The following is a 26,964-nucleotide window of genomic DNA, read 5'->3' on the forward strand; positions in this document are numbered from 1 at the left end:
GTTGATTATTGAAAGAGATAAAACTTCCTGCTTCTGTTCATGAACTCCCTCCCTTTATGACGATGTATTAGCTTATCGTTAAGCTTACAAATCACTATAAATTGTAAGCGATTTCGTGTCAACATATTTTTCCAGATGATGATCTATAAATTCAGGGCCTTGCTAGGGTGATTATGGTAAAAGTCTGCATTGGATCAATAAAAAATGCGTGTATGTCAGCTAATATTATATTAATCGATAACTTATTATTTATTGGAAAATCACAGGATGTTACCTATACATTTCAACAGATGAACAAATAAATGCAAAAGCCCTATCCCTCTTATCGGGACAGGGCTAAACTAATGTTCACTTTTAACCAACTAAAGCAGCACGTATATTCAAAACGGACTAGCAGCTCACTTATTCAAGAATCTTAGATGCAATATACGCAAGATCCGTAATATCAATCTTTTTATCGCTGTTCATATCTGCAATCTTTGCTGCTGCCCAGTCTGTGCCAGTAGAATTCTTGCCATAGTGGTACGCCACAATCGCAAGGTCGCCTACATTGATGCTGCCATCCTTGTTCAGGTCTGCAGACATCTCCTTAATTACTGCGGCCTTGAAGGTATTTACCGCACTGCCTAATCCTGCTATGGCACTGTCCACTTCGGACTGCGTCGCGCTTTGGTTGTCTTTTACAGCTGCTGCTGCTTGGATGGCGGCTCCGAGTGCATCCTTGGCTTCCTTCGGATATTGACCTGGCAATGTGCCAACCACTGCTGCATCATACAAGCTCTGTGCGTTCGTAATCGCGGCTGTCAACGCTGTCTTGTCTACGCCCGGCTGCTCCTGATCGCCTACCGCTATGCTCTTGCTGTCAAGTGCAGCCTGAATGACGGTTCCCTCAGGAGCCACACCGAGCTTGGCCTCGGTAACCGCAATCGTTCCGGTCGTATTTTGTACATCCGCCTTTACCTTGAAGGTTAGATCCAGTACTTGAGCGCTGGCTCCGGTTATCCCTCCAATATTAGCGGTAATGAGTCTAACTTTTCCCGCAGTCGCCTTGTCCTCTGTCACGAGCTGAATGTTGTTGTTCGCACCAGCCGCACTCACATATTCAAATAGGTTCGAATCATAGGTCAGAGTAATGTCCTGGGCATACACACTTTGTGACAGCTTGTTCAGACCAACTCCCACCTTAAAGCTGCTTCCAGGCTTCACACGGCTGTCTGCGGAAAGTACAATTGCTGGCGCCTTGGACACAACCGTCACATTGGTTACCGCTGTCTTGCCACCATCTGCTGATGTCGCGGTAATAACTGCACTTCCTGCCGCTATCGCATTCACGGTCACACTTGTTGTACCGGATACAGAATCATAAGTTGCGCCAGTGACCGTGGCCACACTTGTATTGCTTGATGAGAAGGTTACTTCCTTGTTAGCTGCATGTGCGGGGGTGATTGCTGCGGTCAGTATTGCGGTTGAACCTTCCTCAAGGCTGAGCGAAAGGGTTACCCCTGTCACCTCTATTGGATCATCGTCTGCGAAGGATACAGATGAAAATATCGCCGATAAAGTAAAGATCAAAATTAAGAAACTTAAGACCTTTTTCATTAACCAATCCCCTCCCCGTAAAAATTTATCAATACATTTTGTAGGGGCTGTGGACGGAGGATGAAGAATCCCCGTCCACAGCTTCACATTTGATAGGTTTAATCCGTAATTTGAGATGCAATATACGCAAGATCCGTGATATCAATCTTGTTATCGCCGTTCATATCCGCAATCTTCGCAGCTGCCCAGTCTGCGCTGGCGGAATTCTTGCCGAAATAGTAAGCTACAATCGCAAGGTCGCCAACATTGATGCGTCCATCCTTGTTCAGATCCGCAGACCCGGCCTTAATCACCGCTGACTTGAAGGTATCTACCGCATTGCCCAATGCTGCTGCGGCACTATCCACCTCAGACTGCGCCGCGCTTTGATTGTCTTTAACAGCTTTCGCCGCTTTGATGGCATCACCAAGGGCATCCTTGGCTTGCTGCGGATACTGACCTGGCAATGTGCCCACCACTGCTGCATCATACAGGCTCTGTGCATTCGTAATCGCAGCCGTCAGCGCTGTCTTGTCTACAACTGGCTGCTCATCACCATCGCCTACCGTTATGCTCTTACTGCCAACTGCCGCCTGAATGAGGGTTCCCTCCGGAGCCACGCCCAGCTTCGCCTCGGTAACCGCAATCGTTCCGGTCGTATTCCGTACATCGGCCTTAGCCTTGAAGGTTAGATTTAGAATCGGCGTACTGGCTCCGGATGCCCCTCCGATATTGGCGCCGATCAGTCTAACTTTTCCGGCAGCCGCTTTGTCCTCGGTCACAACCTGAATGTTCTTGTTCGCACCTGCCGCACTCACATATTCAAATAATTTTGAATCATAAGACAAGGTAAGATCCTGAGCATACACACGTTGTTCCAGATTGTTCAGGCTAACTGCCACGTTAAAGCTGCTTCCTGGCTTCACACGGCTGTCTGCTGACAGCGCAGCTGCGGCTCCTTGTGCTTGCTTGTTGATACTTACGGTATATGCTTTCCCAGTTACTCCATCTTCGGCTACCACTCTAACGTTCAAAGTAGTCGTGTCAGATTGTAAAGCTACTTTTCTTTCTACTGAATCATCAATTAAGATGTTATCAACATATACGAGAGCATTCGCGTTCTCAGGAGTGAATTTAACTAAAGCTTCCGTAGAATCTTGAGGAAGAGAAATTGAATACTTATTATCCTTTAGTGTTGCGGACGCCCCGCCTACAGTAACACTCTTAAGATTCGGGTCATTATTATAGTCTTTCAAAATGGAAACCGTTCCGAAAAGTCTGCCAACGTAACCCGCGCCCCTATTGGCGAATTTTACAGTTACTTTTGATTTTCCCTCTATCAATTTTGCCGGAATTTCATACCTTACATCATAAAATTGATCAGGGGTTTTAGCTGCTATCGTTTCTTCCTTAATTAGGTTACCGTCAACATATACGTTAAAAGCTCTTCCTTTATCACCGCTATAGTATCTAGTGGAAATAAAGTTAGTAACGGAAGGATTAACTGCCATGTCATAACTTAGCCAAGCGCCTCCCGCTGACCCACTCCAAGCTTGACGATACTGTTCCCCGCCATAGGAGCCTCCTCCCGTATTTCCTTGGAGGTTATGAGCCAATTCGTGCTGGTCATTCGTGATTTGCACTTCGTCGATCTTGGCAATCGCCTTTTTAGCCGCAGTCTTTCTACCTAGAATATTTTTCTGGAAATTCGGAGAATCCAATGCAGATAAATAGAAGTAAATCCCGTATCTTTCCTTGTACAAGGAGTAATATGGCGTAAACTTCAAATGATGATCTTCATCCGTTTTCCGCAGCGTGAATTCGAGCTTTCCTTCCGTCTTAACCAAATTGTTTTTGACATTATTGATCCAGTCCTTCACATTACCATCTTTTATAAGGATATAATCCTTATAGGTAATGCCCGAAGGCAAGTTTGCTTTCTGTGAAGCAAGATGCGGAATCGCGACCATTTGCTCTGTTCCAAGGCCTGCGCTTAGAACAAGCGGACCATAACTAAATGCTGCCGCTTCGGGATTATCCTTAAGGGTTGATACCTGTACTTCCAAAGGGATCGTCAATTCAACAACATCGCCAGTCTTCCATACTCGATTTATGTCTATATATCCGTTAGCTTCTCTTACATTCAATGCTTCCCCGTTTATCGTCACAGCTACTTTCTGCCCTTGTGCAACCCACTCCGGTGATCTGAATTTAATATTAACGGCCTCGGAAGGTGCCGCGTTAAGGGTAAACTTGGCTTTATCCCTTTCAGGGATATCTGTTTGCTGTGTTAATCGAAGGCCCTTTTCGGTCCAGTTCACGGTTGAGCTCAAGTACATGTTGACAAAGAGGTCTTGATCGGTGTGGAAATAGATACTGTCATCGAGCTTACTAAAGCTCTCCATACCACTTCCAGTATCACACCAGAAACTATCGAAGAATGTGGAGAATACTTTGAAATACCCTGTACCCATCGGCTTAAAATACGTACTCATACCGGTTTCCGGATTAATAGAGGCCAAGATCTCATTTTGCAAAGCTTTCTCATAATAATTGGCGTATTTAATATCTCCGGTAAGTCTGAACAGCTCTCTGGTGAGCTTTAACATGTTGTAGGAATTACACGTTTCATCGTTTATGTTGTTCCTGTAATTATCCAACTGCCCTGGCTCTCTAAATTGCTCATTCTCGCTGTTCCCACCTGTAATATAGGTATGGTCGTTGACCACCATCTCCCAAAAATTCTCCGCTGCTTTTAAATAGAACGACTCCGCTTCACCTAACGTCCGGTACCGGTTCAATGCGCCAATTAACTTAGGAATTTGTGTGTTTGCATGCTTATTTGCCAGTATGTCTTGACCCTTAACAATGGGAGTAAACAGGGAATCTTCATCAAACATATGGGCTGCCGTTAAATGATTCGCATTGTTGGTGTATTTATACAGTTCATACAAGGCGTCATTTATACCGCCATATTCTACATTCAATACTCTTGTATGCGTGGCATCATCCCATGTTTGAGTTCTGTTGTATGTCCAATCTCCGAGCTTACTCGCAATCTGCAAGGCGTCTCCATTTCCTTCGTATTTATAAATATCCAATAGCCCTGCCACAATTTTGTGCATCGTGTACCAAGGTACCCAGCTTTGACCTTCAATCTTCCCTTCAATTACATCAAAATGAGTTTCCGGTGTTGCAAAGATATAATCATTTCTGCTTGCATTCTGGCATGCTTTCAATTCACTGATGATGTAATCTATTTTGCTTTTGATCTGCGAGTTCAGCGCTTGATTGTCTTTAGTTTGTTTATATGCCTGTGACAGCGCTGTCATGTAATGCCCCAATGTATGTCCTCTAAGGTAGCTCCAACTGCCTTCCCAACCGTTGTAAAGCTCAGCTTTCTTAGGGAGACCAGCTACCGTTCTGAACCCGGACAAAAGACGATCCGGATCAAGTTTTAATAAATAATCAACATCTTTATTGAGAGCATTAACATAATAAGGGTCTGTAACCTCTACCTGCTCCAAGTCAAAATTTTTGATTTTTGAAAAATCACCTGAATATTTATTCGTTTTTACAACCACAGAAAATTCTTTGGTTAAAGTTACTGAGCCGTAAGTGATAGAGGCTCGTACTGTTACCGGAGTATCGGCCCCTGGATCTGTAACCACTCCTGTGTTTGAAATCACATTTGGATTTGAAGTACTCCACGAGATTGTGCTTCCATTTATACCTTGCGTCGGGAAAGTCAGATTTCCTCTTGTTGTCTCTGGCAGTACAATCGCATCTTTGTCTTGCTGTGCAATGACCTTCTCGTCAATTACGCCACCTTCCGATTTATAGACATCCCGGACAGCTTCATCTGTCGCAGCAATACTGTAAATCTTGAATTCATCCAGGTTCAGCTTAGAATAGGCTCCGCCATATAAGGGTGAGTTAAAGCCTAAATACTTATGATCCGTACTATTTCCCGCAATGCTTCCACCTTGTTTATTATAGGAAACCTTTTGAGCGAAACCGTTACGGTAAATGACCACATTTTTTGTTGCATTGTCATAGGTGACTGCGATATGAGTCCATTCCCCTACTGGGAAGAATTTGCTCCGATCCCCAGTAACATACGATTCCTGTACGCCAGATCCTGTGGAAAGCTTCAATGGAACGGTATCACTCAGGATGCTTAAATACCATCCTTCTCCCATCCAGTTACCATTTGGCTTGTTCCACATAATCATATGCTCGCCTTGTAACGTAGCATCGGGCTTCACCCAGAAAGACACAGTCAGATTCTGCGGCTGTAATGCCGAAGACGTCCCTAAATCAATATAATTATCCGTTCCGTTAAGTTGTAGAGCTTTACCAACCTTCCCGTCCACATATTTTGCGATGCCATTTAATCTCCCTTGAATCCCGTTATTGGAGGAATCCGTAATATTATTTTCAAACTTTAAATCCAGTTGCTTTGAAACATCCAACGCTGCTGCATATGCCGGAATTGCGAAAACGGAAAAACCGGACACAGCCGTGGAAACCAATGTTAAGGATATGATATGAGGTGCTGTCCTCCTCATTGCTCTGGTTATACCTTTTAACAGTTTCATTTACATTTCTCCCTCTTTATAAAATATCAAGCAAAATCCGAATAAGCTTGTGTCACAAAGCAATTAAGGATTGCATCTATTTTAGGAAAGCTAGAGATCTGAAATATTCAACTTAATATGCCCTATCCCAATGATGGACTGCTGTATCTCGGGATAGGGCATAATTAGAGTTCAGTTGTTCATGCTGCTATATAAGTTGAACTAATAACTTACATGCTAGTCAGCCGTATGAAATGTTCCTACGATCGCTGTTGTTCTCAAACTTCTTAATTGAATTTTTATAGGTAGAAGTCTAATCACAAAGCTTATGCTTCCGATGCAGCTTTCTTTCAGAAAGCTTGTAGGCGAACGCTCCGCTTCTCCGGAATCATTTCACACTCTTGCCCATAAGTAATTCTTAAATTCAACTTATTTAATTACTTATTCAAGTATTTTGGAGGCAACATACGCGAGATCCGTGATATCAATCTTGTTATCACCGTTCATATCCGCGATCTTTGCGGTTGCCCAGTCTGCGCCAGTGGAATCTTTGCCATAGTGGTAAGCTACGATCGCAAGATCCCCAACATTGACTTTTCCATCCTTGTTCAGGTCTGCGGACACTTCCTTAATTACCGCTGCCTTGAAGGCATCTACCGCAGTGCCCAGCGCTGCCGTCGCACTGTCCACTTCAGACTGCGTCGCGCTTCCTTTGCCTTGGACCGCTTTGGCTGCACTTATGGCATCACCGAAGGCATCTTTGGCTTTCTGCGGATACTGACCTGGCAAGGTGCCCACCACTGCTGCATCATACAGGCTCTGTGCATTCGTAATCGCGGCTGTCAGCGCTGCCTTGTCTACACCCGGCTGCCCCTGATCGCCTACCGCTATGCTCTTGCTGTCTACCGCCGCCTGAATGACGGTTCCCTCCGGAGCTACACCCAGCTTCGCCCCGGTGACCGCAATCGTTCCGGTCGTATTACTCACACCAGCCTTAACCTTGAAGGTCAGCTTCAATACCGGCGTGCTGGCTCCCGACACCCCTCCAATATTCGCCGTGAACAGCCTTACCTTCCCGGCCGCTTCTTTGTCCTCCTTGACGATCTGGATATTGCTGTCCGAACCTGCCGCGCTCACATAGTCAAATACGTTGGAATCATAAGACAAGGTCAGATCCTGGGCGTACACACTTTCTTCCAGGTTGTTCAAGCTGACATCCACCGTAAAGCTGCTTCCAGGCTGCACAAGGCTGTCTGCGGAAAGCACCGCTGCGGGTCCTTTAGGCTCAGTGGATGGCCAGACAGGATCTGTCGTGGAGCTGCTGGTGGTTAGATAGATCCGGTCTATGATAAGTCCGGATTCTCTTCCCCAGATGTTCAATTCATGCTCGCCAGCCGTCATGTTGAGCGGCGCGCCTCCAGGCACAGCCGGACCGCCATTGCTGAGGTTGACCCATCTGAACTGGCCGCCGCTGACGCCCTCAATCCCGTTGGACGTGAATTGATACTGTTTATCCAATCCCAGGTGCAAGGAGTCCGTTTGGAAGCTATGGCTCTTGGCCAGGACCCAAACGTTATAAGCTCCTGGAGTTTTAACGTTGATTTTGTAATTCAGACTGGAACCGGCGGCAAGGCTGGCCGGATCGGTATTTGGGGTAACGGCAATCCCGTCGTCCGGCAGGAATTGCATCGCTTTCGTAGTCTCGCCGTCAACCAGCGACCATACATGACCGTTCGCGTTTCCAGATACATAGGCACCGTCTGAGTTCTCTGCCGCGGTCTCCGCCTCAATGGCCACAAAGACAGGGGCATTAACAATTACACTGATTTGCGTAGTTACCGCGTCACCAGAGCCTCCCTTATAACTTACCGTTACATTGGTTGTTCCACTGGCTTTTGCGGTGATTGTGCCGTTCAATACTTCTGCAACATTCGGATTCGAATTGCTGTAGGTTGCTGTTTTGGTTACATCTTCGGTATGTCCGTCAACAAACTCCGCTGTAACTTTAAATGCTGCCGTTTTTCCAGTATCCAGGGCAACTGAAGGCGAGTCTACGGTGAGCTTCTTCACCGTCAGTTCACTATTCAAGTCTTTTACCTGAAGATGAACTGTATCTGTTTTTCCGCCATAGCTGATCTCGATACTTGTAGTGCCATATCCGACACCGGTTACTACTCCGTTCTTCACACTTACGATACCGCTTTGTGCAGGTGTTGCAACGGCTTGATCCGTAACATCCTTGCTTGTTCCATCGGCATAAATAGCCGTAACCTTGATGTTGGCGGTGTTTGTTCCACCCACGATATCAATCTTTTGTTTATCGATGGATGCATTGATTGCTGTGAGTTCTTGAGCGGCACTCTTAGGTTCGAACTGCCAATAATCCACCTTAAAGAGATTACCAGTTGATGCTCCTCTGTACACCATGTATAGATCATGGACTCCCGCAGCACCGGAGATAATTGTAGTTTTTGTCTTCCAGCTATTGTCTCCGCCCGTGCCTGAAATCGGAAGTGTCCCAATCAATGTGCCGTCAGCACGGTCAAGACGCAGTTCTATGGTTCCGCCGCTTGAACCGCTTGCCACATTAGCTTTAAACGTTCCAGCGCCTTTATCGCCAAAATCAACTTTGGATACGGCTGTCCAGTCTCCATTATTGATGCTGCTGACATTCAGATTTATGCTGCTTACCATAGCTCCCGGCTCAGTACTGCTTTCCGTGCTGATTCCTCCGCTCCAGCCTATGGTTTCAGCCTCAACCCTTGTATAAGGATTAAAATTCTTCAATTGCGGAATACCTGCGTAATCACCAGTAATATCCTGAATAACTCCTTTTGCATCAAAGCTTACCTTGTTGATGTGTGCGTTACGGTATCCATGCGGCTGCCCTTTCAATTGTGGAACAGCCCCACTCTCTGCCATTGCTTTTGCCAAGGTCTGGGCGTGGTATGTCATGTACCATTCCCCGTTGAACTCGAACATGGCATGGTGGTTGTTACCTCCTACGCCGAAGAAAGCAGCAGGGTTGGGCAGGATGGTCTTGACATAGGTGAAGGGACCCATGGGATTGTCGCTTACCATGTAGGCAATCGTTCCAGTAGGTATGTCAGCCGGATGCTGACCGGAGAAGTTCGTACAATAGGAGTAATAGTATTTCCCGTTATATTTGTTGATCCCTGAGTCCTCGAACAGGAATGGTGGATTGATAGGTTTAGCCTTTCCGCCACTAGCGGCCAGATCCAGACTAGTCATATCTGCCCCAAGCTTTGCCACACGCGCTGTACCCGGATCAGCGTCCTTCCCTGCCGGAACACCGCCGCCAAAATATAAATAGCCGCTTCCGTCATCATCAATCAGCACAGCAGGATCAAACAGCCACGTAACATCGGCTACCCCTGGAGTATTTCTGCTAACGAGAGCTTTTCCAATCGGATCTGTGAACGGTCCGATCGGGCTGTCCGCCGTAAGCACGCCAATGCCGCTTGCGCTATCCGCAAAATAAAGGAAGAACTTCTCCTTGCCATTTACAGTTTTATGTGCAGCTGCCGGCGCCCAGGAATTGTTTGCCCATTTCGCTGCGCCATTTGGTCCGGCTACAGGTATTTCTCCGTGGTCTGTCCAGTTCACCATATCATCGGACGAAACCACCGTAATTTTATTGATCTTACTATATCCGTTGTCTTTAATTGACCCGTCGGCATTGTACTCAAATATATCATTTGTCATGTACACATAAACTCTGCCATTATAGACCATTGCATAGGGGTCGGCGCCAAACTTCTGCGTAAACAGCGGATTGCCTTTCCCAGGCGTTTTAGCTAGTGCTGGAGTGAGCTCAGCTGCTGCAGCCTCTGCCCTATTTGTAATCGGACCCGGTGTGAATGCACAAGCTAGAGTTAAAGCCATCGTCATTGAAATCATTAATAGTTTTTTCCACTTCTTCACTGAACAATCGCCACCTTTCATGAATAATTAATAGTAGAACTTGATTCCAATTGAGAAAGACCGCCACCCTTCACTACTCATCCGGCAAAGACCTCACTTATGACTCTACTTGTTCAAAAGCCTATAGATAATAACTGCGGCTTGAGCTCTTACCGCGGTATCTTTAGGATTGATCTTTCCGTTGTAGCCAAGAATGATCTCTTTCTTGATCAGCTGAGCCAATGGGTTCACTGCATAAGCTGCTACTTCACTAGCATCACTGAAGCGGCTTAAATCGGAGTCTGACTCATCCAGCGCTTTTCCAGCGATCTTCATGGCTCGCGCCGCGACCACCATCATATCCTGTCTGGATATGCTTTTCTTAGGCTCGAACTGGTTATTACCTTTGCCCTGGGCGATGCCCAGCTTTTTGGCTATTCCTACCTCCTTGTAATAGTAGTCAGAAGGCCCCACATCATTGAAATTGCCGTCTACTTCTGCATCAAGCTTTAATGCCCTGACCAACAAGCTAGTAAAATCCGCCCTGCTGACGTTAGCTCCCGGACTAAAGGTAGTCTCTGACGCACCCTTGATGATTCCCGATGAAGCAAGGGCTTCTATCTCCATTTGGGCCCATTCATAGCCTGGAAGATCGTCGAAAGTAGGTTTATAATTGTAGACAGTTGACGTCAACTTCGGATCCAGCGCCTTCACGGATACCAGCTTAATATTAGCGTTGCCCTGAGCTACTCCCTTGAAGGAAATGGTGCTTAGAGCGGTATTTCCAGACTCCCCTTTCTCTTTTCCTATTTTTGTAAATGCTATAGTCATCTTTCCCTTCTCCACCTTTGGGGGTATAAAAAAACCCTTCAATTTCGTTTCCGCCTTATCCAGCTCAACAATATCTGGATCGAATGTAATCACAGCTTCATAGGCAAACAGGTCCTTCAAGTTGTTGCCATTCACTGTAACTTCCAGGTTCTGACCTGGGGAAGCGCTTCCTTTATTCTCAGTCAGCGTGAAGCCCGTCTTCTCTTCCGCATAGCCGGAACCAGGAGTCCAGGCAGTCAGGATCAGCGCAATTAGACAGGTTACAACCAACATTTTTCCTTTTCTCATCATAATCCTTCTCCTTATAAGCCGGGTTAGCTGATCTAATCATTCCTTCGTTTGCAGACCACGATATATAATTTCTTAGCAAGCCCTATCCGTTAGCGGGATAGGGCTCTTCCCTGAACTCAGCTTGTTACGCAGCTCATGGACGAACTAGTAGCATCTTCGCAAGCGAACGAATTGTTCACTTATTCAAGGATCTTGGAGGCAACATACGCAAGATCCGTAATATCAATCTTTTTATCGCTGTTCATATCTGCAATCTTTGCTGCTGCCCAGTCTGCGCCAGTAGAATTCTTGCCATAGTGGTACGCCACAATCGCAAGGTCGCCTACATTGATGCTGCCATCCTTGTTCAGGTCTGCAGACATCTCCTTAATTACTGCGGCCTTGAAGGTATTTACCGCACTGCCTAATCCTGCTGTGGCACTGTCCACTTCAGACTGCGTCGCGCTTCCTTTGCCTTGGACCGCTTTGGCTGCACTTATGGCATCACCCAAGGCATCCTTGGCTTTCTGCGGATACTGACCTGGCAAGGTGCCCACCACTGCTGCATCATACAGGCTCTGTGCATTCGTAATTGCGGCTGTCAGCGCTGCCTTGTCTACACCCGGCTGCCCCTGATCGCCTACCGCTATGCTTTTGCTGTCTACCGCCGCCTGGATGACGGTTCCCTCCGGAGCTACACCCAGCTTCGCCCCGGTGACTGCAATCGTTCCGGTCGTATTACTCACCCCAGCTTTGACCTTGAAGGTCAGCTTCAATACCGGCGTGCTGGCTCCCGACACCCCTCCAATATTCGCCGTGAACAGCCTTACCTTCCCGGCCGCTTCTTTGTCCTCCTTGACGATCTGGATATTGCTGTCCGAACCTGCCGCGCTCACATAGTCAAATACGTTGGAATCATAAGACAAGGTCAGATCCTGGGCATACACACTTTGTTCCAAATTGTTCAAGCTGACATCCACCGTAAAGCTGCTTCCAGGCTGCACAAGGCTGTCTGCGGAGAGCACCGCTGCAGGTCCTTTAGGCTCAGCGGATGGCCAGACGGGATCTGCCGTGGAGCTGCTGGTGGTTAGATAGATCCGGTCTATGATAAGTCCGGATTCTCTTCCCCAGAAGTTTAGTTCATGCTCGCCAGCCGTCATGTTCAGCGGCGCGCCCCCAGGCACAGCCGGACCGCCATTGCTGAGGTTGACCCATCTGAACTGGCCGCCGCTGACGCCCTCAATCCCGTTGGACGTGAATTGATACTGATTATCCAATCCCAGGTGCAAGGAGTCCGTTTGGTAACTATGGCTCTTGGCCAGGACCCAAACGTTATAAGCTCCTGGGGTCTTAACGTTGATTTTGTAATTCAGACTGGAGCCGGCGGCAAGGCTGGCCGGATCGGTATTTGGGGTAACGGCAATCCCGTCGTCCGGCAGGAACTGCATCGCTTTCGTAGTCTCGCCGTCAACCAGCGACCATACATGGCCGTTCGCGGTTCCACGTACATAGGCACGATCTGAGTTCTCTGCCGCGGTCTCCGCCTCAATGGCCACTGCGGCAGATGTAACAAAATTAATCGTATAAATGACCGTTTGTAAGCCGTCTCTGCTTACAGTTACTGTAGCTTTTCCTGGTACTGACGCCGCTTGGGTTATCGAAATATCCGCCCCAGGATCATTTGGAACCGCTGTCACTTTCGGTGGAGCCGATCCGGCAGGAACATCAAGGGAATAGGTATACGTATTTGGACTGAACCCGTTCACTTGTTTACCGTCTACCTGAAGGCTCTTTAAATTCGTATCAAAATTAGATCCGGTCAACTTGTCATCCAGCTTGAAGTAATCGAAGTCAACATAACCTCCGGTTGTCTTCGTTGCAAAATTGAATAAGGCAAAACGGTACCCCATGAAATGCGGCAATGTGTAGGACAACTGAAGGGTGTTTCCTATAGATGCCCAGTGTTCTCCGTCAAGGCTGTAATAGAACTTAGCCTTATCCGTCCTATTCTTGTAATCCAGCTCAGTTTTTAGGTAGATGATGTTCTGATTCACAGGGACGCTTGCTGCTTCCACTGCCGAGCCTGAGCTGCCATTCACCATAACAACAGATTTCGCTGTGCCAGACATTTTAACCCCGACAAATCCGTAGTTCTTCTGGAATGCGGCAATTCCGGCATAATCCCCGTCCTTCATATGACTGATATCTATTGCGGTTATTCCCGAGCTTTCCGGGCCGAAGGTCCGCTGTGTCAGCGTATTTCTGGCATCAAGAATACTGGTGCTCGTTCTTCCGGTAGTGAGTCTTAAATACCCTGGTCGATCGGTCAGGGACCAGAATCTATTGTCTGGATTATGGTTCCACTGCCATACCAATCCGAGATTGGAGCCATTGTAGACCGCTTCCCCGCTTGCATTCTCTGCATGATACGCCCTGGATCTCTCAGCCCGTTGATCGAAATTGTCTGATGAGACCCACGATTTGGAAAGCTCAGCGGCGATCCCTGTATCATTGACGTCTCCGAATACAGGCCAACCATCCTGACTCCAGGTCACTGGTATAATGTAGGGAATGCGTCCCACGGCCCCGTAATCCTGGAACAGCATACCGTACCATTGACCGCCCGAAGCCTGAACGATCCCCCCTTGCGCTACCCCGGCGCTGTTTGAATTGCTGCCTGACTTTAAAGCAATCTTCCCTTCATAAGGGCCATCAATCGCATCAGCCCGGTGTACCAATTCTGTTCGAATGCCTCCCGCGGGCCAGGAGATATTGAAGATATAATACTTGCCATTTATTTTATGGATGTGTGAGCCCTCAGCTCCGAGGCCGCCGGAGCCGCCGGGAGCGCTTGCATTTTGAATGATCGTTTTGTTCATTCCGCCTGCTTTGATGGCCGTCGCATCTGAAGTTAGCTCAATAACCTTGATAGCTCCGCCGCCGTAAACCAGGTATACACGTCCGTCATCGTCGAACAGCAATGACATATCATGATAAACGCCGCCCGCAAGCTCATACTTTTCCCATGGGCCCTTTTCTATGTCGGTAGTTTGAAAGATATACGTTTTGCCAATATCATTGGAGGCAAACACCACATAATACTTGCCGTTATGGTATCTAATACTGCTGGCCCAGGAGCCTTGCCCATATATGTTTTGCCCATTTGAAAGCGTCTGCTTGTCGGTCTCCGCAAGTCTGTCATATACATAATTGACGATCTCCCAATTCACAAGATCCTTAGACTTCATAATAGGAACACCAGGGTTCATATGCATGGTTGTGCTGGTCATGTAATAGGTATCCTTCACCCTGATCACATCCACATCTGGTACATCCGCCCATATAAAGGGGTTCTTGGCGGTGTTGACGTCAGCATACGCGGATGTGATTGGCAGAATACTAATTACTAATGCAAACACCAATACAATTGAACATAGTCTTTTATGCATGGATTTGAACTCCTCCCATTCCTGCCCGATCGCGATAATTTAGACTTTGTTGCCCTTCAAGGCGTTTAGACCGTAGGCGGCCGCTTCAATAAGAATCCCAGACCTGGATCCTACCGAAATGAAATCTATAATTTCTCCCGCTTAAGCTATTGTTGAATAGAGAGAAGATGACTAACCTGTAAAATAAACGTTTGTTGGAACTATCAACAGAAGAGTTGGCTCAAGAACAAGAAAGCCAGTGTATAGTTGAAAAGTAGTAAACCGGGGCGAAATATACCGTCAAGACACACAAGAGCATTACAAAACTAATGGCCGCTAGTTAAGCGGCAGGGGGTGCTGCTATACCTCCTCTCAAAATTCAAGTACTATGATCACTAACACAATCATCCTTAAAGATCCTTTTCTTTACGGATATTGTAGCACTCAGCTAACTGAGTAACGATGTAATTTCTTCTTGGAAAAGTTGCGTTTTTTTACGATGGTACCCGCTAACTCATATGGTTCTGCCGGCAAAATTAAACGGCCTTTAATCCCGGGGAACTCAGGACCAAGGCCGTTTAAGACTCTCTTTATGATGCTGTCAGCTTGAAGGGTTCTAATACTTTCGGTTTTCAATTTCCCGTGCGGCTGTCCCCTTCGTAAATACACTCTCGCGGGTCACAATCCGTTTGGGCAGAGTATGACCTGCCATTACCTCCTTCGCGGCCTGAATAAGCTGTGGCCCTAACAGCGGATTACATTCCACCGTACAGTTGAGTTTCCCTAAAAGCATAGTTTGAAAAGCTTCCCTTCCACCATCGACAGATACGATCACGATATCTTCGCCAGGTTTTAGGCCAGCCTCCTCGATTGCCTCAATGGCCCCAAATGCCATATCATCATTGTGAGAATACAGCACCTGTATGTCTTTGCCGTATTTCTGCAAGTATCGGGTCATAATGGCCTTTCCAGACTCGCGTGTGAAATCTCCCGTATCGGAAGCGACAATGTTCATCTCCGGATTTCTTAGAATCATCTCTTCGAAGCCTTTCTTCCGGTCAATGGCAGGTGCGGAATTGAGCGTCCCCTGGATCTCAGCAATGTGAATCGGGCCACGAACCAACCGCATCTTATCGAGTACGTATTTACCGGCTTTACGGCCTTCCTCTGTAAAATTAGAGCCAATAAGGGTCAAGTATAGCGAGGAATCCGTAACATCTACGGAGCGGTCCGTAATAATGACGGGGATACCGGCCTCCTTCGCTTCCTTTAGAATCTCATCCCAGCCACTCTCTACAACGGGTGAGAACCCAATCACATCCACCTTACGAGAGATAAAAGAACGAATCGCTTGAATCTGATTCTCCTGCTTCTGCTGGGCATCTTCAAACAGCAATTCCACGCTAGCATGCTTAGCCGCTTCCTTGATTGACTTCGTATTGGCCGCGCGCCATGCGCTCTCCGAACCAACCTGGGAGAAGCCGATAACTAGCGGCCGTCCTTGATCCTGTGGAAGCTCCACGGATTCCTGCCCATTTAGCGCAGGCAGAATACTTGCCTCTTCTGTCGCCACCTCCACACTCTGCTCTGACCGGCAACCGCTGATGAACACTAAGACGATAAACAGAAAGCTGATCCGCCTCATCTTCAAAGCTACCTCCCCAAGTACGATCTAAACACTTTCTTACTTGCCTCCAGGTGCATTCAAGTTGTCCCTTGTCAGGATCTTTACATCTAATCGGTTAGTGACAGGAAGAGTCTGACCTGAACATGCCGCGGTCAATTGCTGAAGAATAAGATTGCCCCAGGTATCTTCCGATTGGTCGATCGTCGCTGTGATTTGATCATTGCGGATGCCGCTAACTATAGCGGGCGTATTGTTGAACGTGACGGCAAATTGACGTAATCCCTTGGCCTTCCATACAAGAATGGCCGAGGAACTTGCCTGTGAATCGAAGCCAACAAACGCATCAAAATGGGGATGAGCTTCAATCATGTCTTCAATATTTGCAATAGACTGATCCGCATGATCCCCATCTGTGCGCAGCTCCAGCAATTGAACCCCAGAAGACTTGGCTAGGTAATCTTTAAATCCGGCAACCCGCTGACGTATATTGTTGAAACCCATCATCCCGGTTTCCGCAATGACCATACCCTCGCCGCCAAGCAGGTTATTCACGTATTCAGCTATACTCCTTCCGGCTTCATAGTTATCAATGCCGAAATAGGTAAGCCTCTTACTATGTGGTGCATCATTATCGAAGCAGATGACTTTAATTCCCGCCTCAACCGCTTTGTCGATGTAAGGTGTCATGGCATCGGAGTCCACTGGGCTGATCGCGATACCGTCAACCTTCTGTCTAATCAAATTCTCGATGATTCTAATTTGCTGTTCCAGATTCGCCTCATTGGGCGCTTTCACAATCAGTTGTATACCCGCCTTACTTGCGGCCGCTTTAGCACTTTTGGTTACCTGTTTGTATACTGGGTCCGCTGTTGCAAAAATAATAGCCATTGTTAGCCCCGGAACCCTGGGACTGCTGCTTTGCAATTTGATTGTTTGCTTGATTGGTTGCGTATTTGGGACATTCGGGGAGCTGCAGCTGCTTAAACCCAGGGAATACAGAACAGTGAATACCAGTAGATAGCATATTCGGCTATAAGCTGGGCGCATGCGCACAACATCCTTCCTACAAGCAGATTCGAGCCTCTTGATTCCTGTATACCTTGGTTGTCACACCTGTAATTTTTTTGAATACGGAGTTGAAATAATGCGGATCGTTATACCCCACCATAGTCGCGATCTCATAGGATTTGGCACTTGTGGTCTTAAGCAGCTTCATGGCTCTCTTAATCCGTGTCCGAATTAAATAATCAATAAAAGTCTGACCGACCGCATTCGAGAAGATGCTGCTGAAGTGATTTGGACTTACATTAACATACGCGGCAACGGACTGAAGTGAAATATCCGGATTATCAAAATGATTATCAATGTAATCCTTCGCTTTACTGATGATATCACTGTATTTATTCTTGATCCGGTCCCGATATTGAAACACGAGCCTCAGAATGAAAGAGGCCGTTCTCCGCATTTCTTCAAGACTGAAGAGCTCCTGCAGACTTTCCTCCACAGACTCCAATTCCGATATAAAGGCATTCACATCACCGCCTGACTCATGAATAAACTGGGTAGCAGATATGATCATATCCATGATCATATAATGAGAATACAACGTATTATGACTATGCCCCTCATCCTGCATATAGCTTAATACGAACTCTTCGATCTTAGAGGAGTCACCACCTTCAAGAAAATCATTCAACTTGCTGCGCTTATAGGAGATTATTCCCTGCAATTCCTTACTATTAATGGGCCGTTTCCGTAAGAAATGTTGGTAACTTTTCTTCTGATCAGCCTCCGAGAAAGAAATGGAAATCTCCTGAACACGGCTCTTCACTGAGCCAATTCCAGTATAGATCGTGCAGCTCAGCTTCTCCTCCAGCTGCTTTATGTCGCGGATCAGCTTCTCTGCCAGCGATTCAAGCTGTGCCGGGTTGTCTCCTTTAAGAATCCATGCGTGCTGCTTCTTATTCCGCTTTACATGAAGATGATCGGAATACTCTAAGCTGATACTCTGGAATAACGGATCGTGCTCTATGTTAAATATCGAGGAGCTGTCCTCCTCATGTTTGGCTTCGAACTCGAGTAGTGTCACCAGGTAGAAACCGGATATCAGAGGTATTCCAAATTCCTCCGCCATCTGAATCGCATCCGCCGTCGGGATAGAACCTGTACACAGATCAATTAGCATTTGTTCCCGCATAAAATCTATGTTGACGCTAGCTCTAAGCTGAAGCTCTTCGAGCTTACGCTTGTCTCTGCGCTCACTATCGATCTTATACGATACCCTGTGCAGACTTGTGAGCAGTTCCGCTGAACTTAGGGGCTTCAGGCAGTATTCCTCCACTCCAATTCGCAATGCTTCCCGAGCGTAAGTGAATTCATCATGCCCGCTAAGAATAATAATTTTAACCGCAGGCATCCGCTCCTTCAAGATCTTACTCAGCTGTATACCATCCATGAAGGGCATTTTAATGTCTGTTACTACAATATCTGGAGCAATTCTTTCGATCAACGGCAGCGCCATTTCTCCGTCCGGAGCATCCCCACTAAATACAAAACCTTCGCTTTCCCAGTCAATACGGTCCCTTATTCCTTCTCTTACAAGGATCTCATCGTCCACCAGGAAGACCTTCTTCATCAAATTCCCTCCTTATGGGTATATTCACAATGACCGTGGTACCAACACCCAGCTCACTTTCCAGCTGAAGTCCATAAAGTTCACCGTGATAAAGACGCAGCCTTTGGTGTACGTTGTTAAATCCAAATCCTCCGTCTTGCTTGAGTTCATCCTCGACTTTCTGGTCCAGGTTAGCCTTCAGCTCCTTTAATCGCTCCTGCGACATTCCCGCTCCGTTATCATGAATGAAGATCCGAATTGCGTCACTTGATATGAAAGAACCGCTGATCCTGATCATGCCTTTGCCTCGTTTGTTCTTGATGCCGTGATACAATGCGTTCTCCACGAGAGGTTGAAGTGTCATCTTCAGGATCAGGCAGTTCAAAATGTCTTCGTCGATCTGAATCTCATAATCGAGAATATCCCTGTAGCGCATTTTTTGAATCGTTAAATAGTTGCCAATATGTTCGATCTCATCCTTGATTGTAATCAAGTCGCGTCCTCTACTGAGGCTGATTCGGAAAAAGGTCGTCAGTGCGCGCACAATCTCTATCACTTCTTCACTCTTTCTATTCTCAGCCAACCAAATGATCGAATCCAGCGTATTATATAAAAAGTGTGGATTAATCTGTGCCTGCAGAGTGCGAAGCTCGGCGATTTTAATCAACTCCTGTTCCTTTATACTGTTCTCTATCAAAATTTTGATTTTATCAAGCATCGTATTAAAGCTTAAGCCGAGGTCAGCGATTTCATCCCTTCCCATTTGGCGGACCTTCGCATCAAGAAAGCCCGAAGCAGCCTGACGCATCTTCTTCTTAAGGAAACGAATGGGATGGATTAATTTAGATGAGATGAAGAAATATAAGGTGATTGTAAATACAATGGTGAAGATGACAATGACCCCAATTAATCTTTCAATCCGATAGGCATCCTTCAACACTTCTGAAAGCGGCACTTCCCCGATAATCTTCCAACCCGTCTGTTCAGATGAGGTATACACAACGAAATGATCCACACCATCCACAACACGGGTGAAATTGCCCACGTCACCTGTCATTAGCTTTGTTTCGTCATCATCAAAGATCGTGAACTTCCCAGAACGTTCCGGGATGATTATGGGCTGCCCCTTCTCATTCGCTATATAAAAATATCCGTTCTGACCAATTTGCATATTATTACAAAAATTAGAAATCACCGAAGCATCAAGAGTGATCACCATATACCCAATCACCTCATCGGTGATCTCCTGCTTGACTGTTGATACGATAGAGACAGTAAATTGGCCATCATCACTGGAATGATCGAAATAGTCCGGTCTTTGGGACGAGAGAGGAGGGATGATTAATACCTTGTCCGGGTGTTTCATAAGCTCGACAAATACGGGATACGTCGAAAGATCCTGATCGAGCTCGAAGATCCCTCTTCTCTCGCTAATTCCCTTGCCATATAAATTAAACAGCATCATATTGCTGATTCGGTCAGATAACCTGTACGTATCCCGGTATAAACTAAACGTGTTGAGAATATCCTTGGCTTCCTGATACGTTTCATTTTGTATGAGAAGAAAACGCAAAACATTCGGATTCTTACTTATATCCAGAAACTTGCGATTGTCTGAGAATAACGTATCAATATCGTTCTTCAAATGCTCTGCGGTAAGCTGTATCGTTGCAACACTATGTTTCGACACGGTCTCGTAAGACATATAATAGGTAATCATCCCAACGAGAATCAACGGAAATGCTGTCAGCAGGACGAACATCGTTAACATTTTCGCGCGTAGACTTGAAGTGATCCAACCGTACAGTTTCATACCAATAAGAGCCTCGCTTCTGCTTGAGTTCACGTCATGGATCCATGAATCTGATACTTTAAATCATTAAATCATTCTCAGACAAGATTATAAAGCGCTTTCATTAGAACAACAAGAAATTTTTCTCAATTGTAATATACTCTTGTGATTGCGGGGTGATAAATTACGGAGGTTTGTAACCCTGCCAATATCCAGTCCGGTGACATGATCCCTATGTCACCGGACGGACATATTCAACTGCATCTATTTTTTAAAATTCTATGACAACGGTTATTTTATAGTATAAGAAAGATCATAGCGGGCGAACAAATCAGACATGGCCCTCTTGGCTTCGTCTTCATCGGGTCCCATCACATAAAGCTCGTAGTTATGGTGCTCCGCTAACGAGACGAAAACACCCAGTATACTCTTGGCATCAATGATGATTTTCCCGAATTTCAGTACACAAGAAGATTTAAATTGGTTAGCAGTTTTAGAGATTTCCCAGCCGATTTCGGTTGTATTATTCATCTGTTACCCCGCCTCCTTAAATGCTGTGGTCAACAGCCGGATCATATAACCCTTCGATTATGCGGCTACACTGCTCTTTTTCTTGCGTGAGATAAACACCTTCTGGAGCAAGATGAACATGAGCAGGAGCAAGCCAATCGCAATCTTGGTCCACCAGGAGCTAAGTGTACCCTGGAACATAATTAAAGTCTGGATGATCCCTTGAATAAGAACACCAAAGATCGTTCCGGCTACATAACCAGTTCCGCCTGTCAGCAGCGTTCCACCGATGACAACCGCGGCGATCGTATCAAGCTCCATACCCACTGCATGAAGCCCGTATCCGGACAGCATGTAAAAGGTAAAGACAACTCCGGCAAGCGAAGAGCAGAAGCCGCTGAGTGTATACACAAGGATTTTGGTTCTGGCAACTGGAAGGCCCATCAGCAAGGACGATTGTTCACTGCCGCCGAGCGCGTACACATTGCGGCCGAATCTGGTGTAATGTGCGATATAAATAGCTGCCGCCACTACAACCAGCGCAATAATGACGCTAATGGAGATATAATTTTTACCGAATAAATAGACTTTGGTCTGTGACATGAATTTATACCATTCGTTGTCGATGGTGATGCTTTCGATGCTAATTAGGTAACATAGACCTCTGGCTAAGAACATGCCGGCAAGTGTAACTATAAATGGCTGAAGCTTAAAATACTGAATCAAGCTCCCCATAACCCATCCGAAGAAGCTGCCGACAAACAATACGAACGGAATGACCAGCATTGGCGACCAATGATGATTCTGAACAAGGGTTGCCGACAGCATCGTCGTGAAGGCGATCATGGAACCCACTGATAAATCAATTCCTCCTGTAAGAATAACGAAGGTCATGCCTACCGCCGTGATTAGCAAGAAGGAGTTATCAATAAGAAGATTCAGAAATACCTGCAGTGAGAAAAAACCGTTATATTCTATTGAACCTGCCGCAAACATAACAATAAATAACGCAACAGTTACGAGGATGGGAAAGTAACGTCTATCAACTTTTAGGATATTCATGCCGATACCCCCTGTTTGGCGGTTTCATTTCTTTTTCTGCGTCTTGCGGCGAATACGGCCCCGAAGGCTTCCGATTGAATTAAGCAGACAATTAACACGACTACGGATTTAACAACAAGCGTAACTTCCGGAGGTACGCCCATCGAATAAATCGAAGTGGTCAAGGTTTGAATGATTAGTGCTCCTATAATTGTACCTGACAGATAAAAGCGTCCGCCGTTCAGGGAATTACCTCCGATGACTACAGCCAGTATAGCGTCGAGCTCATACCACAACCCAGCGTTGTTGCCATCGGCACTCGATACGTTAGAGCTAAGAATAAGACCCGCGATACCACTCAGGAACGAACACAGCAAATAAACGATAAAGATAATTAGCCCGGAGCGGATACCCGCAAGGCGGCTTGCCGTTGGGTTCGTGCCTACCGACTCAATAAACAACCCAACCGCTGTCTTCCGGGTCAACACGGCTGCAATGACGAAGAAGAAGGCAATAATGTAGATGGAGAACGGCAGCCCGAACAAATAACCTGCTCCGATAAAGGAGTACGGCTTCGAGGAAATCGTCAGGATTTGACCATCCGTAATCAACTGCGCTACCCCGCGTCCCGCTACCATCAGAATCAACGTTGCAACGATCGGCTGTATGCCCAGCACACTGACGAGCAGACCGTTCCAGGCACCGGCAACGAGAGCCAGCACCAGAGAAATACCCAGAGCGGAGAACAGCACGCTCATGCTCGACCCGTCACCCTGGCTAATGATTAGACAAGTCATTGCCCCGGTAATGGATACCACCGAGCCTACGGATAGATCAATCCCTTTGGTAGCGATGACAAAAGTCATTCCGATCGAGATCAGCACTAGAGGCGCGGCACGGTTCAGAATATCAATCAAGCTGCCGAACAGGTGACCATCTTGTACAGTTATCGTAAAAAAGTCATGATTGTGAATTAAATTGGCCAAGAGTAAGACGGCCAAGGTAACTAGCGGCCAAAACAGCTTATTTTTCATTGGGTATCCCTCCTGCGATCGCTTTCATAATGTCCTGTTGACTGACATTATGGTTATCCATCTCGGCAATTTTGTGGCGGTCACGCAGGATGGCGATTCTGTGGCTAGTGCGCACAACCTCTTCAAGCTCGGAGGAAATGAACAGAATCGACATTCCCTTCTGGCACAATCGGCCCATCTGCTTCATAATCTCCGCTTTAGCACCTACATCAATTCCCCGTGTCGGTTCATCGAGAATCAGCAGGTCCGGATTCGTAAGCAGCCATCTGCCTAGAATAACCTTTTGCTGGTTACCACCACTCAAGTTTTTGATCAGTGTCTCCGGTCCAGGGGCCTTGATATTTAGCAGCTTAATATACACGTCTGCAAATTCTGTCTGTTTCTTCTTCGATAAATACTTGAATATACCCAGCGAGGCCTGCATGGCCAAGATTATATTTTCACGAATCGTAAGATCCTCAATAATCGCTTCCGACTTCCGATTCTCCGGGCAGAAAGCAATACCGTGATCAATGGCTGTACGGGGTGATTTCAAGTTCACCGATTTGCCTTTGATCGTAAGCTCCCCTTGATCGGCGCGATCTGCTCCGAACAGAATCCGGGCAATCTCAGTCCGGCCTGAGCCTAGCAGCCCGGCAAGGCTTAGAATCTCTCCGGGGTACAGCTTGAGATCAAACCGTTCAATCGAGCCTTTCCGTGCAAGCCGCTTAGTCTCCAGGAAAGGTGTAACATTGCTATTGCTTGTATGTGAATCCGCCAGCTCCTGAACCTCTTCCATCTGATCCATAGCTTTACCGATCATTTTCGAGACCAGTTCCATGCGGGACAATTCTTCAGCTTTATATTCCCCGACAAACTCTCCATTGCGTAAAATGGTGATTCTATCGGACATTTCGTACACCTGATCCAGGAAATGAGTCACGAACAAAATTGCCAAGCCTTCCGATTTCAATTTGCGCATAACTTTAAAGAGCTCACTCACCTCGTTCGCATCAAGGCTCGAGGTAGGTTCATCGAGGATCAGAACTTTTGCCGATATATTTAATGCTCTTGCTATAGCTACCATCTGTTGAATCGCTACGGAGTAATCTCCGAGCTGTTTCGTCGGATCAATGTCAACATTCAGCCGTTTAAGAAGTTCCTTGGAGTGAGCGTTCATTTCCTTCCAATTGATTCGGCCTCTCTTCATCGGCTCCCGCCCAATGAAAATATTCTCCGAAACCGTTAAGTTAGTACATAGATTAACCTCTTGATACACGGTGCTGATTCCGAGTTCTTGCGCTTCGAGCGGGCTTTGCGCCCGAATTTCCTTGTCATCCAGCCAGATTTCGCCAGCATCAATCGAGTACACACCCGTTAACACCTTAATGAGTGTAGATTTGCCTGCACCATTCTGACCCATCAATGCATGTATCTCTCCAGGGAACATGCGTAAGCTTACGTTAGTAAGTGCTTTAACACCGGGGAAATGTTTGTTTATCCGGTTCATGAGTAAGCGAGGTTTCTTCTCTTCCATTAATGGTACCCTCCTATCATGTTTGTAGAAATAAAGAGAAGCCCATCCGAGACAATGCTTAAGGCAGTACTGCTGGCCCAGCCTCAACCAATGGACGGCTTCTCATTCTAGTAAATTCGGATTACAGATTTCGCAGGATTAGTACTGACGGTTCGGCAGCTCTTTCTCAGCTGTATCTTGCGGGAACACGCCTTCGTTGGTCAGAATGCGTTTTTCTACCTCTTTACCGGCTACAATGTCCTTCGCAATTTGCATCAATTGAGGACCCATCAGCGGGTTGCACTCGATAATTACGTTAATCTTGCCGTCCTTCATGGCTTGGAATGCGTCCTTGATGCCGTCCATGGAAATGATTTTGATATCTACACCTGGCTTGATGCCTGCTTCCTCTAGAGCTTGAATAGCTCCAAGCGCCATATCGTCATTATGGGCAAATAGAACATCCATCTTGGTATTTTCAGCCTTTGCGGATTTGATAAACGCTTCCATAACTTCTTTGCCTTTGGCCCGTGTGAAATCACCGGTCTGGGACTTCACAATCTTCAGATTCGGGTTCTCCTTAATGATTTCCTCAAAGCCTTCCTTACGATCAATTGCCGGTGCGGAACCGGTAGTACCCTGCAATTCCACAATATTCACCGGACCTTGATGGTCCTTCATTTCTTCCAGAAGCCATTTGCCGGCACGTCGTCCTTCTTCTACGAAGTCTGAGCCAAGGAATGATTGATAGAGCGATGTATCCTTGGAATCAACAGCCCGGTCAGTAAGGATGACTGGAATACCGGCATCCTTCGCTTCCTTAAGTACGGTGTCCCAACCGGATTCTACAACCGGCGAGAAGGCGATGACATCTACCTTTTGGGCGATAAAGCTCCGAATCGCTTTAATTTGGTTTTCTTGTTTTTGCTGGGCGTCCGAGAACTTGAGATCGATACCAGCTTCCTTCGCTGAATCCTGGATGGATTTGGTATTGGCTGTCCTCCATCCGCTCTCTGCGCCTACTTGAGCAAAGCCGAGTGTAATCGTCTTGTCCGTCTTCCCTGAATCCCCAGTTCCTGTCGTTGTAGCGGAGCTTGCCTTGTTCCCGGTATCCGTGTTCCCACAAGCTGAGATAAGAAGCATCGTTACGGTCATCAGAAGTATGGCACTAGACTTAAACATATTTTTCATTTGACTACCCCTCCTTATTTTCACCACATGCTCAGGTGCTATCTTGATTTTATAGGCAATATACCTGGGTCTAAATGGAATTCAATACGTATTTGTTGAGGTTATTTTTGAGAAAATAATGATCCTGCGCTTTGAAGTTATGATTTATTCCGGAGTTATTTTGATTTCTTATGATTTCTTGGCATCATAAAAAAACAATCCTTTCGGGTGAGTACCCGAAAGGATTGCTGTTGTGTGGACTAGTCCTCTTCATGGCTAAGGCGAAACTATTGTCTCATGCGGTGCGATATCTTATCACAACCGATATCATGAACCCAAATCGATAACAATCACTGATTATTCCCAATCCAATTGCGCAATTAAATCCGGCCAAGTGACAAGATTTACGCAAGGTACATCCTGCATTACACCCTCACTGTATTTTTTCTGAAAAAGAAATACCGGCTCTCCCTTCTTATCATCAATTAATCTAAAGTCACACCAGTCGTAATCATATACATTGTTTAGCACAGCAAAGCGCTTGGTGTTAAGATCATAAAAAACAACCTCTGTAACATCTGGAATTCGATCTTCTGAAACAAAAACAACATAGTTATCATTAGCTGTCAAAAAGCGATGGAAATTATACGGTCTAATATTAAAACAAAGCGTATGATCTAGTGTTTGCCAATGCACTCTCCATAGTTCCCCACCTTGATAATCTTCTTCAAGAAGAAGTCCGTCATGATCGGCATCAGTGATTTTAACGAAATACAAATAATTCGCCGTAATGTAAACATCATTGATGTCAAAATCTCCGTAAGGAGTAATTTTACGAATCTGCCCATCAGTTATGTTCACCGACCAAATTGATGTAACCCGAAATTTATTTTCTATGTCCTCTATTTTATTTCCTTTAAAATCCTCGGTTTTAAATCTTGTCTTAGTGAAAAAGCACATGCCTTCGTGCTCATCAAGAATATGTATTTCTTCGTTCAGCGAAGCAGTTATGATTGTTTGAAAATTGTTCAAGCCTGATATGTTCACTTGAATACCTCCTTATGGGGCTA

Annotated in this window: 15 protein-coding genes; all 15 read right to left on the minus strand. The window is 46.2% G+C overall.

The genetic code is table 11. The annotated features are described in order from the left end of the window. Window positions 1-402: 402 nt before the first annotated feature. Window positions 403-1,599 (minus strand): Ig-like domain-containing protein, encoded by a 1,197-nt coding sequence (locus KJS63_RS04490; protein WP_213618086.1) that lies wholly within the window; start codon window positions 1,597-1,599, stop codon window positions 403-405. 98 nt (window positions 1,600-1,697) lie between these two features. Further along, window positions 1,698-6,179, minus strand: coding sequence for a beta-L-arabinofuranosidase domain-containing protein (locus tag KJS63_RS04495; RefSeq protein WP_213618087.1), 4,482 nt, complete (start codon window positions 6,177-6,179; stop codon window positions 1,698-1,700). Window positions 6,180-6,599: 420 nt separating this feature from the next. Then, entirely contained in the window at window positions 6,600-10,079 is a 3,480-nt protein-coding gene (locus tag KJS63_RS26405) for a carbohydrate-binding protein (RefSeq protein ID WP_374706254.1), read from the minus strand. Between the two features lie 129 nt (window positions 10,080-10,208). After that, entirely contained in the window at window positions 10,209-11,204 is a 996-nt protein-coding gene (locus KJS63_RS04505; RefSeq protein WP_213618089.1) for an S-layer homology domain-containing protein, read from the minus strand. 179 nt (window positions 11,205-11,383) lie between these two features. Next, window positions 11,384-14,632 carry a family 43 glycosylhydrolase gene (locus KJS63_RS26510; RefSeq protein WP_213618090.1) on the minus strand — a complete coding sequence of 1,083 codons (3,249 nt, stop codon included), beginning with the start codon at window positions 14,630-14,632 and terminating at the stop codon, window positions 11,384-11,386. A gap of 595 nt (window positions 14,633-15,227) precedes the next feature. Next, a complete protein-coding gene (locus KJS63_RS04515) occupies window positions 15,228-16,256 on the minus strand; it encodes an ABC transporter substrate-binding protein (RefSeq protein ID WP_213618091.1) in 1,029 nt (342 codons plus the stop codon). A 39-nt stretch (window positions 16,257-16,295) separates the two neighbouring features. Then, a complete protein-coding gene (locus KJS63_RS04520) occupies window positions 16,296-17,126 on the minus strand; it encodes a substrate-binding domain-containing protein (RefSeq protein ID WP_213618092.1) in 831 nt (276 codons plus the stop codon). Window positions 17,127-17,301: 175 nt separating this feature from the next. After that, window positions 17,302-18,873 carry a response regulator gene (locus KJS63_RS04525; protein ID WP_213618093.1) on the minus strand — a complete coding sequence of 524 codons (1,572 nt, stop codon included), beginning with the start codon at window positions 18,871-18,873 and terminating at the stop codon, window positions 17,302-17,304. Next, window positions 18,845-20,665: a cache domain-containing sensor histidine kinase gene (locus tag KJS63_RS04530; RefSeq protein WP_213618094.1), complete on the minus strand. Its 1,821-nt coding sequence runs from the start codon at window positions 20,663-20,665 to the stop codon at window positions 18,845-18,847. Before KJS63_RS04530 ends, KJS63_RS04525 begins: the two co-directional genes overlap by 29 nt. Window positions 20,666-20,935: 270 nt before the next feature. Continuing rightward, window positions 20,936-21,175, minus strand: a complete 240-nt coding sequence (locus tag KJS63_RS04535; RefSeq protein WP_213618095.1) for an HPr family phosphocarrier protein — start codon at window positions 21,173-21,175, stop codon at window positions 20,936-20,938. A 57-nt stretch (window positions 21,176-21,232) separates the two neighbouring features. After that, entirely contained in the window at window positions 21,233-22,216 is a 984-nt protein-coding gene (gene yjfF / locus KJS63_RS04540; RefSeq protein ID WP_213618096.1) for a galactofuranose ABC transporter, permease protein YjfF, read from the minus strand. Further along, entirely contained in the window at window positions 22,213-23,229 is a 1,017-nt protein-coding gene (locus tag KJS63_RS04545; RefSeq protein ID WP_213618097.1) for an ABC transporter permease, read from the minus strand. The genes yjfF and KJS63_RS04545 overlap by 4 nt, the downstream gene beginning before the upstream one ends. Next, window positions 23,219-24,745, minus strand: a complete 1,527-nt coding sequence (locus KJS63_RS04550; protein WP_213618098.1) for a sugar ABC transporter ATP-binding protein — start codon at window positions 24,743-24,745, stop codon at window positions 23,219-23,221. Before KJS63_RS04550 ends, KJS63_RS04545 begins: the two co-directional genes overlap by 11 nt. Before the next feature lie 138 nt (window positions 24,746-24,883). Beyond that, window positions 24,884-25,915, minus strand: a complete 1,032-nt coding sequence (locus tag KJS63_RS04555) for an ABC transporter substrate-binding protein (RefSeq protein ID WP_068616059.1) — start codon at window positions 25,913-25,915, stop codon at window positions 24,884-24,886. Window positions 25,916-26,251: 336 nt separating this feature from the next. Continuing rightward, window positions 26,252-26,941 (minus strand): hypothetical protein, encoded by a 690-nt coding sequence (locus tag KJS63_RS04560; RefSeq protein WP_213618099.1) that lies wholly within the window; start codon window positions 26,939-26,941, stop codon window positions 26,252-26,254. Between the last annotated feature and the right edge of the window lie 23 nt (window positions 26,942-26,964).

This window comes from Paenibacillus sp. J22TS3, from assembly GCF_018403205.1.
In the GTDB taxonomy this organism is placed as follows: Bacteria; Bacillota; Bacilli; order Paenibacillales; family Paenibacillaceae; genus Fontibacillus; species Fontibacillus tuaregi.